This window comes from Rubrivirga marina, assembly GCF_002283365.1.
GTDB classification, from domain to species: domain Bacteria; phylum Bacteroidota; class Rhodothermia; order Rhodothermales; family Rubricoccaceae; genus Rubrivirga; species Rubrivirga marina.
The window spans coordinates 1,369,454-1,386,472 of the sequence record NZ_MQWD01000001.1; the positions used below are offsets into that span (position 1 = coordinate 1,369,454).

Consider the following 17,019-nt stretch of genomic DNA (forward strand, 5'->3'; position numbering starts at 1 on the left):
CGACCGCTCAGCCCTCCCGGAGGAGACGGTCTCCAGGGAGCGGATAGCGCGCTCGGACCACGCTCACTAGGTCTTCTGCACCACCCCGGCTGCGCGACGACATAGGAGCGCACAGCGGCACCTGGCAGTCCCCTCGCTCGCTCCCTCTGGTCGTCACGCACGTCGTGAACCCGCCCCATGGCCTCTTCCTACTGCATGAGGGCGTTTGCCTTCCTGTTGGTCGCGCTCCTCGTCGCCCCAGCGGCTCTCGCTCAGTCCCCGCTCCTCCGGTTCGAGAACCTCGACGGGGCGCCGTTCCCGGACCGCCTCGTCATGAGCCGGATCGGGACGCTGGCGAGCCCGCCGCCCGCCAACGGCGTCCATGACGTCTCGAAGGTCCGGCTCTCCAACGACGGCACGGCCGCGCTCACGGTCTCGTCGCTGACGCTCGCCGGGCCGTTCCAACTCGTCACGACGCCGGCCCTCCCGTTCTCTCTCCCCGCCGGCGGCTCGACCGACCTCTCGGTCCGGTTCGTCGCCGAGACCGGCTCGCTCCAGAGCGGGACCCGTGGGTTCCACTCGGGGACGCTGACGGTGGGCTCGAACGACCCGACGAGACCGAGCGCCGCTGTCGCACTCCGGGGCTACTGGCAGAACCTCTCCGAGAACAACCGGGAGCCCAAGCTGAACGAGATGGTCGGATCGCAGCTGTTCGGGTACGGAACGCAGATCTTGGGCTCGGGCCAAGTCATCAACAGCCGGGGCCGGATCGAGCGGGTCGGCGACGAGGTCGTCTCGCCGTACTGGCGCCTGGCGGACGCGGGCCAGCCCGTCACCGTCCGCCAACTCGCGGCCTACCACGGGTGCTGCACCGACGCGGCCCCGCTCTACTGGCATGCGCGGGGATCGACGGCGACCACCCAGGTCGTCCGCCACAACGCGACGGACGGACAGACCCTCCTCCCGCGCCGGGCGGGGAGCACGACGGCCCTCACCGTCGGCACCTTCGCGCCGGGCGCCGGGACCGTCTTCGGGTTCCGGGTCGCGGGGAACGAGTGGAGCGACCCGTTCCGCAACGACCCGACGCCCGACGACTGCTCCAGCGGCGTCGGCACGTGCGGCCAGCACGTCCGGTTCTGGCCCGCCAAGGACCCGAGCGGCGCCCCCATCCCCAACACGTACATCATGGGGATGGACTACGCCGGGATCAACTACGACTTCAACGACAACGTGTACCTCGTCTCGAACGTCACGCCGGCCGAGGCCGTCGCGACGTCGGGGACGGTCCGGCTCAACGCCGGCGGCCTCGGGGTCACGACAGGCGGGGTCGCGTTCGGGGCCTCCCAGTTCGCGACGAACGGGCAGGGCTACACGCCGACGTGCGACCTCGGCGACATCGCGGGGACGACGGACGACGACCTCTACCGGACCGAACTCGAGCCGGTCACGGGGAGCAGCCCGAAGGCGTTCGCCCTGAACGTCCCGGTCCCGAACGGGGAGTACACCGTCCGGCTCCACTTCGCCGAGATCTACTGGGGGAGCTGCGGGGCCCCGGCGGCGACCGTCGGGAAGCGCGTGTTCTCGGTGACGATGGAGGGCCAGTCGGTCCTGACGGACCTCGACATCTTCGCCGAGGTCGGGGTCCGGCGGGCCCTCGTCAAGACGTTCCAGACGACGGTCACGGGGAACATGCTCAACGTGTCGTTCCTCGCGAGCAAGGACAACCCGATGCTCTCGGCCATCGAGATCGTCCCGGGCGTGACGGACCTCCCGCCGGCCAGGCCGACGGCGCTCGTGGCGACGGGATCGACCGGCGGCGTGGCCCTCGACTGGGCCGACAACACCGAGTCTGACCTCGTGGGCTACACGGTTCACCGCAGCGCGATCGCGGGCGGCCCTTACGTGGCCCTCACTTCGACGCCCGTCACGACGTCGGCCTTCTCGGACGGCACGCTCGCCAGCGGCGAGCGCGCGTTCTACGTCGTCCGCGCCGTCGACGTCGGTGGCAACGTGTCTGACGCCTCGGCCGAGGTCCACGCGACGCGCCAGGTGCCCGCGACGACGTTCACGACCGTCAACTGGGGGACCGTCGCGGCTCAGCCGCTCGGCAACTCCGAGGCTCAAGCGGCCGTCGTTGGCGGCAAGCTGTACTCGTTCGGTGGGTTCGACGTCGAGAAGAAGAACGGGGCGTGCAACTGCTTCACCCCGACGCCCCGGGCGTACGTCTACGACCCGGCCGCGGGTACGGGAGGGACGTGGACGCCGCTCGCCCCGCTCCCCCACACCAACGGCGGCGGCGTGACGCACGCCGGCATCACCACCGACGGCGTCGACGTCTTCTTCGCGGGCGGGTACATCGCCAACGCCGCCCGCACGGGGCAGATCTTCGGGACCAACCAGGTCTGGCGATACAACACGGCGACCAACACGTACACCGCGCTCCCGAACCTGCCGGCCGAGCGCGCCAGTGGCCAGCTCACGTACTTCGGCGGGAAGCTCTACTTCATCGGTGGGGCCAACAAGGCCCGGACCCAGGATGTCGGGAACGTCTACGTCCTCGACTACGCCGCCTTCAAGGCAGGCCAGACCGTCACGTGGGGCTCGGCAGCAGCGCTCCCCAACCCGCGGACTCACATGGGTGGGGTGGTGCTGAACAACCTGATCTACGCCGTGGGCGGCCAGCACGGAAGGGACGAGGAGCTCGTCACCCAGGCGTCGGTCCACGCCTACGACCCCGCCAGCAACACGTGGGCCCCCGTGGCGAGCCTTCCGCAGGCGCTGAGCCACATCAGCGGGGCGACGTACGTCCACGAGGGGCGGATCATCGTGCTCGGCGGTGAACGGGCCCACACCTCGTTCGTCAACACGGCCTACGCCTACAACCCCGCGACGAACGCATGGGCCACGCTCACGCCGCTCCCCGTCAGCCGCGCCTCCGGCGTCGGCGGGAGCCTCGGTGGGAGCCTCTACTACTCGACGGGCAACTTCAACCGGCCGACGTACCAGGGCACGCCGGGGACGCCCAACCAGCCGCCCACCGCCGCGTTCACGGCCACCCCCGACGGCGCCTCGCCCCTCACGATCCACTTCAACGCGGGCACCTCCTCGGACCCGGACGGCGCGATCGCCAGCTACGCGTGGAGCTTCGGCGACGGCACGCCCGATGGGACCACCGGCCCGACGATCGACCACACGTATGCGACGAACGGGACGTACACCATCGTGCTGACGGTGACCGACAACAACGGGGCGACGGCGACGGCGAGCCAGACGCTCACGGTCCTCGCCTCGGCCTCGCGTCCGTTCGTCACGGGGACGTTGCCGGCGAGTGGGGCGACGGGCGTCCTCCGCAACGCCTACGTCGCCGTCGACGTGAGCCTGCCGAACGTCGGCTACGGCATCGACGCGGCGACGCTGACGGCCGCGACCGTCCGGCTCTACCCGACGGGCGACCCGGCCTCGGCCGTCGTCGCCCAACTCAACACGAGCGCCGGCGGTGACGCCGTCGTGCTCCAGCCGACGACGCTGCTCGGCGCGAACGTGGCCTACACGTTCGAGGTCACCGAAGGCCTCCGCGACCTCGCCGGCCAGCCGTTCCTCCCGTTCACGTCGACGTTCACGACGGGCTCGCTCCCCACGGGCGCGCCCCCATCGAACGTCCAGTTCCAGCGGGTCTCGCTGAGCGCGGCGACGCCGAGCGTGGTCGGCCAGCACTCGTCGCTGGCGATCGGCCCCGACGGGCGGCTCTACGCCACGACGATCCAGGGCAGCATCAAGCGCTGGGACATCGCCGCGGACGGGTCGCTCTCGAACCTCCAGACGTACAACACCGTCCGGACGATGAACGGGGGGACCAATCGGCTCTTGGTTGGCCTCGCGTTCGACCCGGCCTCGACGGCGGCCGACCCGATCCTCTGGGTGACCCACTCCACGTTCGGGTTCAACAACGTCCCGGACTGGGGCGGCAAGCTGACGCGGCTCTCGGGGGTCGACTTCGCGACGGCCCAGGACGTCCTCGTCAACCTGCCGCGGTCGATCCGTGACCACGCGACGAACAGCGTCGCGTTCGGCCCGGACGGGGCGCTGTACCTCCTCCAGGGCAGCAACTCGGCCATGGGCGACGCCGACACGGCCTGGGGCAACCGGCCCGAGCGGCGGCTCAGCGCCGCTGTCCTCCGCGTCGACGTCGCTGGGCTGATGGCGGGCTCGCTCCCGCTCGACGTCAAGACGTCGGAGGGCGGCACGTATGACCCGGCCGCGCCCGGCGCGCCCGTGCGCGTCTTCGCCTCGGGCGTCCGGAACGCCTACGACCTCGTGTGGCACACGAACGGGGACCTCTACGTCCCGACCAACGGGTCGGCGGCGAACGGGCGCGCGCCGGCCAGCGTCGCCGGGACGATCCGCCCCGACGGCCTGCCCTACAACGGCCCGGCCGTCCCGGCCATCGACGCCGTCGAGACGCAGAACGACTACCTCTTCCGCGTGGCGCCGCCGAGCGGGGGCACGTGGGGCTACCACTACTACGGCCACCCCAACCCCACGCGCGGCGAGTACGTCCTCAACGGCGGCAACCCGACCGACGGCCTCGACCTCGCGCAGGTCGACCGGTACCCCGTTGGCGTCCAGCCGGACGCGGCGTGGGGCGGTTTCGCCTACAACTTCGGCCGCAACATCTCGCCGAACGGAGTTGTCGAGTACAAGAGCAACACGTTCGGGGGCGCGCTCAAGGGCAAGCTCCTCGTCGTCCGCTACAGCGGTGGAGACGACATCGTCGTGCTCACACCGGGCGCTTCGCGTGACATCGCGCCGGACGGGGACTCCCGGCTTCTCGTTCAAGGGTCCGAACTGTTCTCCGACCCGCTCGACCTGATCGAGAACCCGGCGACCGGGGACCTCTACGTCTCCGAGTACGGCGGCGGCGGGCAGATCTTGCTCCTCCGCCCGACCGTCAACCAGCCGCCGGTGGCGTCCTTTACGGTGACGCCTGACCCGGGCAACCCGCTCGCGTTCACGTTCGACGCCAGCGGCTCGACGGACAACGGCACGATCACGGGGTACGCGTGGGCCTTCGGGGACGGGACCATGGGGACCGGCCTTACGACCAGCTACACGTACGCGTCGGGCGGGTCGTACACGGTCGTCCTCACCGTGACCGACAACGAGAACGCGACGGGGACGGCCCAACAGACGGTCTCGGCCGGCAGCCCGGGGAACGGGCCGTTCCTCGAGGCTGGTGGGCTCGTCGTCGTCGAGGCGGAGAACGCGCACGAGTCGATCGCACGAGGTGGGCAGAGCTGGACGCAGACGCCGGCGGCGGGCGCCGTCGGGACGGCCCTCGGGGCGCTCCCGAACACGGGCGTCAACCGGAACGCTGGGTTTGTGGGCACGGCCCCGGAGCTCCGCTACCGCGTCCAGTTCTCGACGCCCGGTACGTACTACGTCTGGGGCCGTGTCCTCGCCGCGTCCAACGACGACGACTCGTTCCACACCGGGATCGACGGGACGGGCCCGGCCTCGGCCGACCGCCTCTTCACGGCGGTCCGGAACGAGATGGCGTGGACGAACACGACGATGGACTCGAACTCGCGGGCCACGATCACGGTCGGCTCGGCGGGCGAGCACGTCATCAGCGTGTGGATGCGGGAGGACGGCATGATCCTCGACCGACTCCTCCTGACGACCAACGCCGCGCTCACCCCGACCGGGAATGGCCCGGCTGAGAGCACCCGGAACTCGAACCAGGCGCCGGTGGCCTCCTTCACGGCCACGCACGACGGGGAGGCCCCGCTCTCGTACACGTTCGACGCGAGCGCGTCGACCGACGACGGGACGATCACGGGGTACGCCTGGGACTTCGGCGACGGGGCCACCGGGACCGGCTCGGCCCCGGCCCACACCTACGCCGCGTCCGGGACGTACACCGTGGCCCTCACCGTGACCGACAACGGTGGCGCGACGGGGACGGCGCAGAAGACGCTGGTCGTCGACGACGGGAGCCTCGCCGTGGTCGCCGAGGCGGGCGCGGTGACGGTGTCCCAGACGAGCGGGGCCCAGTGGCACGCCGTCGCGCTCCAGCACGCGTTCGCCGACCCCGTCGTCGTCATGGGCCCGCCGTCGTCGGGGGACCCCGAGCCGGTGACGGTCCGGGTCCGGAACGTCACGGCGTCCGGGTTCGAGTTCCAGCTCGACGAGTGGGACTACCTCGACGGGGTCCACGGGGCCGAGACCGTCGCGTACCTCGTCGCCGAGCGGGGGGTCCACACCCTCGCCGACGGGCGGCTCCTTGAGGCCGGGACGACGGGGGCGAGCGGGTCGATGAATACGGCCGCCCTCGCCGCCCCCTTCGCCGCCGCGCCGGTCCTCCTCGCGCAGGTCGTGTCGACAGGGAGCCCTAACGCCGTCACAACCCGACTCCGGAACGTCACCGCCACGTCGTTTCAGGTCAAGCTCCAGGCCCAGGAGTCGACGTCGGGGTACGGCACCGAGACGCTGGCCTACGTGGCCATCGCGCTGGGCACGACCGACGGGGAGTTTGACGCGGGCCGGACGACGGACCGGGTAACCAATACGTTCACCGGGATCACGTACGGGGCGCCGTTCGCGGCGGCGCCGGTCGTCGTGGCGGCGATGCAGACGATGAACGGGAGCGACCCGTCGACGCTCCGGACCCAGTCGGCGCTCCCAGCCGGGATCCAGATGCGCGTCGAGGAGGAGCAGTCGGCGGACGCGGAGACATCACACGGGACGGAGGTCGTCGGGTACGTCGCCCTCACCGCCGGGCCCGTCTACGCCCTGCCGCCGCCGCCGGTGAACCAGCCGCCGGTCCCGAACTTCGCCGCGACGCCGGATGGGGCGAACCCGCTCTCGTACACGTTCGACGCGAGCGCGTCGACCGACGACGGGACGATCACGGGGTACGCCTGGGACTTCGGCGACGGGGCCACCGGGACCGGCTCGGCCCCGGCCCACACCTACGCCGCGTCCGGGACGTACACCGTGGCCCTCACCGTGACCGACAACGAGGGGGCGACCGCGACGGCCCAGAAGACGCTCACCGTCAACGACGGGAGCCTCGCCGCCGTGGCCGAGGCGGGGTCGGCGACGGTGTCGCAGGCGAGCGGGGCCCAGTGGCACGCCGTCGCGTTCCAGCGCCCGTTCGCCGACCCCGTCGTCGTCATGGGCCCGCCGTCGTCGGGGGACCCCGAGCCGGTGACGGTCCGGGTCCGGAACGTCACGGCGTCCGGGTTCGAGTTCCAGCTCGACGAGTGGGACTACCTCGACGGGGTCCACGGGGCCGAGACCGTCGCGTGGCTCGCCGTCGAGCGGGGGGCCCACACCCTCGCCGACGGGCGGCGCGTCGAGGCCGGGACGACGGCGGCGAGCGGGTCGATGAAGACGGCGACGTTCGGGTCCCCGTTCGCGGCGGCCCCGGTCGTCCTCGGCCAGATCGTGACGGCGTCGCGGTCGGAGGCCCTGACCACGCGGCTCCGGAACGTGACGGCGACGTCGTTCCAGGTCCGGCTTCAGACCCAGGAGTCGAGTTCGAACGTGGGGCAGGAGACGCTGGCCTACGTGGCCCTCGAGCCCGGGACGACCCCCGGCAAGACCGACGTGGGCCGGACGACGGACCGGGTGACCGACGCGTTCGCCGGGATCACGTACGGGGCGTCGTTCGCCCAGGCCCCCCTGTTCATGGCGTCGATGCAGACGCTGAACGGGAGCGACCCGTCCACGCTCCGGCACCAGTCGGCGAGCCCGACGGGGATCCAGGTCCGCGTCGAGGAGGAGCAGTCGGCGGACGCCGAGACGGCCCACGGGACCGAGGTCGTCGGCTACGTCGCCCTCCCAGCGGGCCCCCTCTACGCGCAGCCGCCACCGTCCCTGGCTCAGGCCGCCTCGGCGGGCCTCCTGGCCGAGGCGCTCCCCGAGGCCTACGCCCTCGAGACTAACCGCCCGAACCCGTTCCGCTCGCGGACGACCCTCCGCTACGCGCTCCCCGAGGAGGCGTCGGTGCGTCTCACGGTCTACGACGCCCTGGGCCGCCGCGTCGCTGTCGTCGTGGACGAAGCGCAGCCGGCCGGGTGGCACGAGGTGTCGTTCGACGCCGGTGGCCTCGCGGCCGGGGTCTACGTGTGCCATCTCGAAGCGGGGGCGTTCGCCCAGTCGCAGCGGATGTCGATCGTTCGGTAGCGGACCCGGTAGGGCCTCCCGCGGCTTCTGCGGGGGGCCCGCATCGGAACGAGGGGGGGGTGTCGCCCCCGCGCAGCCCCCCCCGCCCATGCCGACTCGCATCCTGTTCCTGCACAACTACTACCAGCAGCGCGGCGGGGAGGACGAGAGCTTCGAGTCCGAGGTCCGGCTCCTCAAGTCTAGGGGGCACGACGTCGTGGTCCACACGGTCCACAACGACGCCGTCGACGGGATGTCGCGGCTGGCGCTGGCGGCGACGCCGGTCTGGAGCCGGGCGTCGTACGGGACGGTCCGGGCGCTGCTCCGCCAGCACCGGCCGGACGTGCTCCACTGCAACAACACGTTCCCGCTCCTCTCGCCGTCGGTGTACTACGCGGCGCGGGCCGAGGGCGTGCCGGTCGTCCAGCACCTCCGGAACTACCGGCTGGGCTGCGTCAACGGCCTGTTCTTTCGGGACGGCCACGTCTGCGAGGACTGCCTCGGCGCGCGGGCCCCGTGGCGGGGCGTCCAGCACGGCTGCTACCGCGGGAGCCGGGCCGCCAGCGCGGCCGTGGCGGCCATGGTCGCCGTCCACCGCGCGGCCCACACGTGGACCACGATGGTGGACACGTACGTCACGATGACAGAGTTCGCGAAAGACAAGCTGGTCCAGAGCGGGCTGCCTGCCGACCGGATCGTGGTCAAGCCGAACTTTCTCGACCCCGTGCCGGCGGTCGGGAGCGGGTCGGGCGGGTACGCCGTCTTCGCGGGCCGGCTGTCGTCAGAGAAGGGGCTCCAGACGCTGTTCGAGGCGTGGGAGCGGCTCGGCGGGGCCATCGAGCTCAAGGTGATCGGCGACGGGCCCGAGGCGGCCCGGGTCGAGCGAGCCGCCGCGCAGGTCCCCGGCGTGTCCTGGCTCGGCCGCCAGCCCCTCGAGCGCGTGCACGAGCTGATGGGCGAGGCCCGGCTCGTGGTGTTCCCCTCCGAGTGGTTCGAGACGTTCGGCCGCGTGGCGATGGAGTCGTTCGCCATGGGGACCCCCGTGGTGGCCGCCGACATCGGGGCGGTCGCCGAGCTCGTCGACCACGGCCGGACGGGCCTCCGGTTCCGGCCCGGGGACCCCGAGAGCCTCGCCGAGCAGGTCGGGTGGGCGCTCGCGCACCCCGACGCCTGGCAGGCGATGCGCGCGGAGGTCCGGCGCGAGTTCGAGGCCCGCTTCACGGCGGACGCGACCTACGAGACGATGGTCCGGATCTACGAGCGGGTCACCGCGCGTCCGGCCGTGGCGCCAGCCCGCCGCGCAGCGGCGGCCGTCGGGCGGCCGTACGTGGCCCCGCCGGTCGCCGTGCGCGGGGTCTAGAGGTCGGCCGGGCTCCCGACCGAGCGGAGGTCACGGGACCTCGAGGTCGCCGGGTGGTGCGGCCCGGCCGTCTGCCGGGGGCTACGTGTCGGTCCACCGGACCGCGAAGACGAGGAGTTCGGAGATGGAGTTGAGCTCCAGCTTCTCTTTGACGTGGCGGCGGTGGGTCTCGACCGTCTTCCGGCTGACGTGGAGGCGGCTCGCGATCTCATCCAGATCGCCCCCCTCGCCGAGGAGTTGGAGCACCTCGATCTCCCGGTCGGTGAGGAGGTCAGTGAGGGGGCCCGACGCCTTCCCCGGCTTCCCGGACGCCCGGGTGAGGATCCGGGACGACATCGCGCGGCTGAGGTAGGCCTCGCCTCGCGCGACGGACCGGATGGCCTCCCGGACCACCGCGCTCGACTCCCGCTTCATGACGTACCCGAGCGCCCCGGCCCGGAGGGCCCGTTCGGCATAGATCATCTCGTCGTAGATGGAGTACACCACGACGCCGAGGTCGGGGTAGACCGAGAGGAGGCTCCGGACGAAGTCGAGCCCGTGCGTGTCGGGCATGGCGACGTCGACGACGACGACGTCGGGGACGTCGCGCTGGATCAGGGTGAACCCCTCGTCGGCCGTGCCGGCCTCGCCGGACAGGGCGAGGTCTGGGGCGTTCTGGATCATCCAGACGAGGGCCTCTCGGATGGCCGGGTGGTCATCGACCACTAGGACGCGGGTGCGCTGCTGGGAAGCCGAAGTCACGGTCGCGGGATGGGGGAGAGTCGAAGCCTGACAGTGAGCGCCGACGCAGGGCGGTGTCCGCCCAGCCTCCGACCTCATGCTGCCCACAAACGAGGTGCCAGCATCGCAGCGGAGGTGCCCGTAGATACACAGGACGGGGGTTTTACCCGTCATCCATGCCTCGGGAGATTCCTTATTCTGTCGTTAGGCCTCCGGGGGCTCGGTGGACGAGAGCACCCACACGGTTGCCCGTGTGCCTCGACCGGCGGCGGTGTCGAGGGTGAGCGACCCGCCGATGAGACGGAGACGGGTTCGAATTTGGGAGAGGCCGAACCCCTCGACGCGTTGCTGATCGGTCAGATCAAAGCCGTGCCCGAGATCCTCGACCGTCACCCTCGCGCCGCCGGGCTCGAACGCGATCTCGACGGTCGCTTCCGCGACGCCGGCGTGCTTGTAGACGTTGAAGAGGAGTTCTCGGACCGCCTCGTACAGCACGAGGGCGGCCTCCTCGGGGATCGAGCGAGGCGCCCCCACGAGATGGACGCGGGCCTGGAAGCCGAACCGGCGGGAGAAGTGGATCGCGAACTGTTCGAGGGCATCCACCAAGCCCATCCTGGCCGGCGGTGGGGCCAACACGTTGGGGATCGAGTGTGAGAGCTCCGCCGCTTCGCGGAGGAGGGCCTGGACCTGCTGCCCGACGTGCTGAGGGTCGGCGTCTTCCTCGAGGAGGTGGTCGACCCAGAGGGCCGAGGCCGTGAGGACCTGCTGGAGGTCGTCGTGGATCATGCGGGCGATCCGGATGCGCTCGCGCCGCTCGGCTGAGATGATCGCCCGGAGGAGCCTCCGCGCCCTGGGGACGCTCGTAGGCGCATCCGCAGGGCCGCCACGCCCGGCCGGGCTCGACGGGCCGCCCGCCGTCCGGAAGACGGGTCGGACGCGCCGGCGGACGGGGACCACGAGCGCCACCACGCTGCCCCCCGCCGCCCCATCCTCGAGTTCCAGCCTGACGCGGACGTGATCGTGCCGGACGGTCCGGTCCACGCCCGTTCCCCGGCGAGCGCACGCGACGTCGTCACCGAACTCCGGGTAGCCGAGGGCGAGGCCGAGCGCGCTCGCCGACATCCCGACGTGCTCGGGGCGCACCCCGAGAACGGCCACGTCTCCGGCCGTCCACGCCAGACGTCCGTCGGTGTCGAACCGGAGGTGCCCGGAGCCATGGGAGGCCTCTCGCCGGTGGGGAGCGTTCGCGATCATGCAGGCGAGGGCCGGAGGCGCACCGGTCGAGGTCCGTGATGCTCGGTAGATAAGGTGCGGCTTGGTTCGACCGTCCTTTAGATGAAGGGGTTTCCGACAGCGCCGCTCCTGGGAGAGGTTTCGGCACGGCGTTCTCGACGGTCCGATAAGGAGGTGCCCTCACATTCCACGTCCGATGGCCTCCCACTCCCCGCCGCCCCCAGCGGTCATCGCCTTCGCCGAGGCCCACGTCGACGCCCCTCCCCATCTCGTCTGGGCCACCGAGGCGGACCTGAAGGGGTGGCCGTCGTGGAACCCGGATGTGGGGTGGGTCGACGTAGCGGGCCCGGTCGTGGCCGGGACCCCGTTCCGTTGGCTGGCCGGGGGGATCCCGATTCGGTCGGTGCTCCGGGCGGTGGAGCCGGGACGCCGGATCAGCTGGGCGTGGCGAGCCCCGCTGGGCCTGCGCGCGGTCCACGTATGGACGTTCACTCCCGAGGACGGGGGGACGCGGGTGCGGACCGTCGAGACGTTCGACGGGTGGTTCGCTCGCATCGCATCGGGCCCCCTCCAACGGACGCTCTCGGTGACGCTCCGATTGGGCGTTGCAGCACTGCGAGAGGAGTCGGAGCGACGCGCAGGGGGCGGGCTCGTGCATCGGTGAAGCGCTCGCGGCGACTTCGCTTCGACTCGCCTCATCTGGATCGGCCGTGGGGGGACGCCGTCCTACGAGGACCGGGGGTGCCCTGGGCCTACCGGACGACCGTGAGCGGGCGCGAGGCAACGCCGTCGGTGCCTGTGGCGCGGATGATGTAAGCGCCGGCCGGGAGCCCGGCCGTGTCGACCGCCAGCGCCCGGCGCCTGCGGACGACGGGCCCCTCGTGGAGCGTAGCGACGCGGCGTCCGAGCGTGTCGAACACCTCGACGCGGACTGGGCCGGTACCCGCCATCTCGACCTCGGCCCGGCCGTGGGCCAGGTTGGGCGCGGGCGGCGAGCGCGCGAGCGGCCGTCGGGCCGATCGTCCGTCGGCGTCGCTCCAGCACGTGTTCGTCACGCGCGAGTTGCCGCGCTGGCGGTCGAGGACCAGTGAGTCGGCCGAGGTCGCGTACCGACCGTGCTCGTCGACCATGATCGTCGAGGTGCAAACGCCGGCCGTGACGTTGAGGATGCCGCCGGCCCGGAACGTCCCGTCGGTCCGGAGGATGAGGAACGTGCCCGTGCCGTTGGGGGCCGCCCAGTGACCGGTCGCGGGGTCGTAGAACTGGATCGTCGAGAGCGTCCCCTCCCACCACGACCCGACGACGCCCGAGGCGGTGATGTCTGACGGGGCGGACGGCGGGGGCGGCAGCGAGGAGGGCGACCGCGAGGGGGCGGAGGAGCGAGCGACGCACGGGGGTAGCAGAGCGTGGAGCCGCAGTCTCCCTCGATCGGGAGGGGCCGTGCGTGAGGTGTCAGCCCCAATCGGGTCCGAGGTCTGATGTGAAATCGCCCACGGCATCGCGCGCCGCGTCGACCGTGTCCGCCCGCGATCTACTTTCGGCCGCTTTCGCGCCACGCCCATGGGCCTCTCCCTGACGACGGCCGACCTGACCCGGCTGGAGGCCGCCAGCCGCCTTCTGGTCAGTCCGCTCGCGGCCCCGTCTCCGGAGGCGTGGATCCGCGAGGCGGGCGCGGCCGTGCGCGACCTCGTCGGAGGGGAGAGCGTCGTCCTCCAACTCAGCACGAGCGCGACGCCGTTCCTCAGCGACGACGCGCCCGACGTGGTCGGCGGCGTGCTCGAGGTGGTCGAGGCCGTGCTCTCCGACGGCGTCCGGTTCTCGGACCCCGTCACGGACCTGTGGAACCGGCTCCGGCGCGAGCGCGAGATCCACACGTTCAGCTGGGACAGCAACCGGCACCTTGTCGAGGCCCACGACGTCTCGATCGACCAGGGCCTGCTCATCGACTCGCTCCGGCGGCTGGGCTACCACGACTTCGTGGGGATGGTGGAGCTGACGGCCGAGGGCGAGTCGATGGTGTGGGTCCTCCAGCGGCGGCACGGGCGGTTCCCGGTGGGCGAGGCGGCGCTACCCCTCCTCGGCTCGATCCTGCCCTCGTACCGGTCCGGGCTGGCCACGCTCGGGCGGCTCGGCGCCCACCGCGCCGCGCTCGACGCCGTCTCGGAGCCGCTCGCTGCGTTCGGGCCGGACGGCCAGGAGCTTCACCGGAACCCCGCGCTCGTCGCCCTCCTCGCCGGCGAGCCCGAGGCGGCCCGCCTCGACGCGGAGCTCCGCCGCCTCGGCGCCCAGGCCCGCTGGCTCGCGCGCTCGACGGCGCGACAGGACGCCCCGGTCGACGCCGAGCGGGCGGTGCCGACAGCCCGCGGGCGCTACACACTCCGCACGACGGTCCTCCCGCCCGGGCTCTTCGGGTCCGACCCGGCGCTTCTCGTGACCGTCGCCCCGCCCGCCGGCCCCACGCTCCCGACGCCCGAGACGGTCCGCGAGCGGACCGGCCTGACGCTCCGCGAGGCCGAGGTCGCACGGCTCCTGGCCGAGGGGCTCTCGAACGCCCAAGTCTCCGACCGTCTATTCATCGCGCCAGCGACGGCACGGCGCCACACGGAGAACGTCCTCGGCAAGCTGGGGATCGGCACTCGCGCCGCCGTCGCGTCCGCGCTCCTCGCCGTCGCCTAACCCACTACCTCGGCCCCTCCGCGGTGCCACCTCCGTCCGCGCGGGCCGTACGACGCGCGCTCCAGACTCCACGCCGCCGTTGTTCTCGTCCACCGACCTCGCCCGCCTCGAGGACGCCTCGCGTCTCCTCCTCGCCCCGCTCGCCGCGCCGTCGGTCGACGCCTGGCGCGTGTCTGCGCTCGACGCGGGCCGCCGGCTGTTTCAAGCCGACTCGGCCATGTTCGGCCTGCCGCACGAGGGCGTCGCGTTCTACGCCAACGACGGCGTCGACGGGGCCGTCGTGCCCCAGATGACGGCCTACATCCAGGAGCGCGCGAAACTCCAGGGCCAGGCGCCGGACCCGCTCATCAACACGTTCTACGAGCGGCGCGAGAAGCTCGGGCTCGAGGTGTTCAACCGCGAGATGATGTATGACCTGGTAGACCACCAGCACCGGACGTCCGAGTTTTACAACGAGATCTGGGGCCGGGCCGGTCTCGACCGCGTCCACGTCCTCTACGTCGACACGCCGCGGGGCGTGGCGAACCTCCACCTCCACAACCTCCGCCGCGAGAACCCGTTCGGCGAGCTCGGCGTGGCCGTGCTCCGGCTCCTCCTGCCGTCGTTCAAGGCCGGGCTCGACGCGCTCGGGCGGCTCGACGCCCACCGGGCGGCGCTCGACGCCATCGGCGAGCCGCTGGCGGAGTTCGACGCCGACGGCTGCGAGCGGTACCGGAACGCCGCGCTCGTCCGCCTCCTCGACGGCGACCCCGACCGTGACCGCGTCGCCGTCGAGATCGCCGCGCTCGCCCGCGGCCTCCGCCGCCTCGGTGCGCCGACGGCCCGGGACCGGATGGCCGGGCCCGCCGTCCCGCCGCCCGTGACCCGCGAGGTCCGGACGGCCACGCGGTCGTACCGGCTCCGCGGCACCCTGTTGGCGGAGGGCACGAGCGGTCCTGGCCTCCTCGTCACCGTGACGACGGCGGGCGGCGCGGTGCTCCCGGCCGAGGGCGTCATCCGCGAGCGATTGGGCCTGTCAGCGCGCGAGGCCGAGGTGGCGCTTCTGCTCGCCGAGGGCCTGACGAATGCGCAGGTGGCCGATCGGCTCTTCATCGCGCAGGCCACGGCGCGGCGTCACACCGAGAACGTCCTCGGGAAGCTCGGGGTGTCCACCCGTGCCGCCGTGGCCCCGGCGCTCCTCGACGCCGCTTGATGTCAGGACTCCGGCTTGACCGCGGGGCCGAGGGAGTCGAGCGACGAGCGCGACCGGTTCGCCACCCGGTGCCTCGGTGCCGGGGCCCAGGCCCTCTACCGGGCGTCGTGGGCGACGGCGCCGCCCTTCATCACGAGGCGGACCTGCTCCAGCGAGTCGAAGTCTTCAAGGGGGTCGCCCTCGACGGCGACGAGATCCGCGAGGGCGCCGGGGCGGAGGACGCCGAGGTCGTCGCGGCCGAGGAGCGCGCCGGCCCGGATCGTCGCGGCCTGGAGGACCTCGGCGGCAGGGATGCCGGCGCCGAGGTACGCCCAGAGCATCCGCTTGGCGACCTCGCCCTGCGGCCGGCCCGCGTCGAGGTAGGCGTCCGAGCCGGCGACGATGCGGACGCCCGCGGCGTGGGCCCGGCGGATCCGATCTCGGCTCCACCCGAGGTACCCCGTCACGCGCCGGTCGATCTCCTCTGGGGCGAAGTCGGTCGTCGCCTCGAAGTAGCCGCGGACCGTCACGCTGTCGATCTCAGTCGGCACGTAGGCGACGCCGAGGCGGGCCATCGCGGCGAACGTCGAGTCCGACGCCATGTAGGCGTGCTCGATGGAACTCACGCCGGACTCGGCTGCCCGCCGGATGGCGTCGTCGAGCGTGGCGTGGGCGGCGACGGGCACGCCAAGGCGGCGGGCCTCGCCGACGACGGCTGCCAGCTCCTCGTCGGTGAGCGACAACCGGCCCGGTGTGTTGTCGGCATAGACCTTGACGACGCCGGCACCCTGCGCGACGGCCTCCCGGACGGCCGCGACGGCGTCGCCCGGCCCGCGCACGATCCGGTACTCCTCGGCCACGAGCCCCTGGTGGGGATGGAGGAGGTCCGGGAACTGGCCGCCGTCGGGCGAGAGGCCGGGGCCGGAGCCTATGATCCGTGGCCCGGGGAGTGTCCCCTCGTCGATGGCGCGTCGGAGCGCCTGGTCGCCGAACCGGCCCGAGTTGCCGAGGTCGCGGACGGTCGTGATGCCGGCGTCGAGGAACGTCTTGGCGCGGGTGGCGCCGCGGAGCGCACGCAGCGGGAGGCCTTCGGTGAGGACCGCCTTCATCCCGCCCTCCATCAACGACGAGTTCGGTTCCTCGAGGTACAGCAGGTGCGTGTGCGCGTCGATCAGGCCGGGGAGGACGGTGTACCGGCGGAGGTCGAGGACCGTGGCGCCGTCCGGTGCGTCCAGCCCCGTCCCGACCGCCTCGATGCGGTCGCCGCGGATCAGGAGGTCCTGGCCCTCGACCATCCGACCGGCCTCGGCGTCGAAGACCCGACCGGTGCGGACGAGCGTGACGGGGCCGCTCGGCGGCGGGCCTTGGGCGAGGGCGAGCGCGGGCAGGAGGAGTCCGAGGAGGGCAGCCTGTCGGAGGCGCGTCATGGGCGGAGCGAGACGGAGGTGATCTCCAAGGCCGGCAGGAACGCCACCTCGTAGTCCTTGACGAGGCCCTCCACGCGGAGCGCGAGGCCGGCCTCCTGGAACTCGCGCGGGAGGTTGATCGGGAAGTAGGCCTCGTCGGGCCGGTCCGTCCCGAGGACGTAGCTCGGCGGGCCGGAGAGGACGAGCGTCTCGACGGTCGCGTCGAAGGCGACCGCGTGCGGGGCGACGGTCGTGTCGCAGCCGGCGACGGCGAGCGCGAGGAGGGCGACGGAGAGGCAGCGCAT

General features: G+C 72.4%; 10 protein-coding genes. 5 read left to right on the forward strand and 5 right to left on the reverse strand.

Features of this window, described 5'->3' with window-relative positions:
* Window positions 1-177: 177 nt before the first annotated feature.
* Entirely contained in the window at window positions 178-8,169 is a 7,992-nt protein-coding gene (locus BSZ37_RS22350) for a PKD domain-containing protein (protein WP_095509609.1), read from the forward strand.
* Between the two features lie 88 nt (window positions 8,170-8,257).
* Complete coding sequence (locus tag BSZ37_RS05660) at window positions 8,258-9,508, forward strand: glycosyltransferase family 4 protein (RefSeq protein ID WP_095509610.1); 1,251 nt, start codon at window positions 8,258-8,260, stop codon at window positions 9,506-9,508.
* 81 nt (window positions 9,509-9,589) lie between these two features.
* Here BSZ37_RS05660 and BSZ37_RS05665 read toward each other — a convergent pair whose 3' ends face one another.
* A complete protein-coding gene (locus BSZ37_RS05665) occupies window positions 9,590-10,249 on the reverse strand; it encodes a response regulator (RefSeq protein WP_218830413.1) in 660 nt (219 codons plus the stop codon).
* 183 nt (window positions 10,250-10,432) lie between these two features.
* Complete coding sequence (locus BSZ37_RS05670) at window positions 10,433-11,482, reverse strand: sensor histidine kinase (RefSeq protein WP_095509612.1); 1,050 nt, start codon at window positions 11,480-11,482, stop codon at window positions 10,433-10,435.
* A 175-nt stretch (window positions 11,483-11,657) separates the two neighbouring features.
* Between BSZ37_RS05670 and BSZ37_RS05675 the strand changes: the two genes are divergently transcribed.
* The gene (locus tag BSZ37_RS05675; RefSeq protein ID WP_095509613.1) at window positions 11,658-12,125 is read left to right on the forward strand and encodes an SRPBCC family protein; all 468 of its coding nucleotides are present in this window, start codon (window positions 11,658-11,660) and stop codon (window positions 12,123-12,125) included.
* A gap of 88 nt (window positions 12,126-12,213) precedes the next feature.
* On the opposite strand, the gene BSZ37_RS05680 is transcribed toward BSZ37_RS05675, so the two are convergent.
* Window positions 12,214-12,960: a T9SS type A sorting domain-containing protein gene (locus BSZ37_RS05680; RefSeq protein WP_095509614.1), complete on the reverse strand. Its 747-nt coding sequence runs from the start codon at window positions 12,958-12,960 to the stop codon at window positions 12,214-12,216.
* Between the two features lie 61 nt (window positions 12,961-13,021).
* Between BSZ37_RS05680 and BSZ37_RS05685 the strand changes: the two genes are divergently transcribed.
* Window positions 13,022-14,137, forward strand: a complete 1,116-nt coding sequence (locus tag BSZ37_RS05685) for a helix-turn-helix transcriptional regulator (RefSeq protein ID WP_095509615.1) — start codon at window positions 13,022-13,024, stop codon at window positions 14,135-14,137.
* A 79-nt stretch (window positions 14,138-14,216) separates the two neighbouring features.
* Window positions 14,217-15,329, forward strand: a complete 1,113-nt coding sequence (locus tag BSZ37_RS21905; RefSeq protein ID WP_218830414.1) for a helix-turn-helix transcriptional regulator — start codon at window positions 14,217-14,219, stop codon at window positions 15,327-15,329.
* A gap of 95 nt (window positions 15,330-15,424) precedes the next feature.
* Here the strand turns inward: BSZ37_RS21905 and BSZ37_RS05695 are convergent, their stop codons facing one another.
* Both BSZ37_RS05695 and BSZ37_RS05700 read right to left on the reverse strand, forming a co-directional pair.
* Window positions 15,425-16,735, reverse strand: a complete 1,311-nt coding sequence (locus BSZ37_RS05695; RefSeq protein WP_095509616.1) for an amidohydrolase family protein — start codon at window positions 16,733-16,735, stop codon at window positions 15,425-15,427.
* Window positions 16,732-17,019, reverse strand: a complete 288-nt coding sequence (locus tag BSZ37_RS05700; RefSeq protein WP_095509617.1) for a hypothetical protein — start codon at window positions 17,017-17,019, stop codon at window positions 16,732-16,734. The genes BSZ37_RS05695 and BSZ37_RS05700 overlap by 4 nt, the downstream gene beginning before the upstream one ends.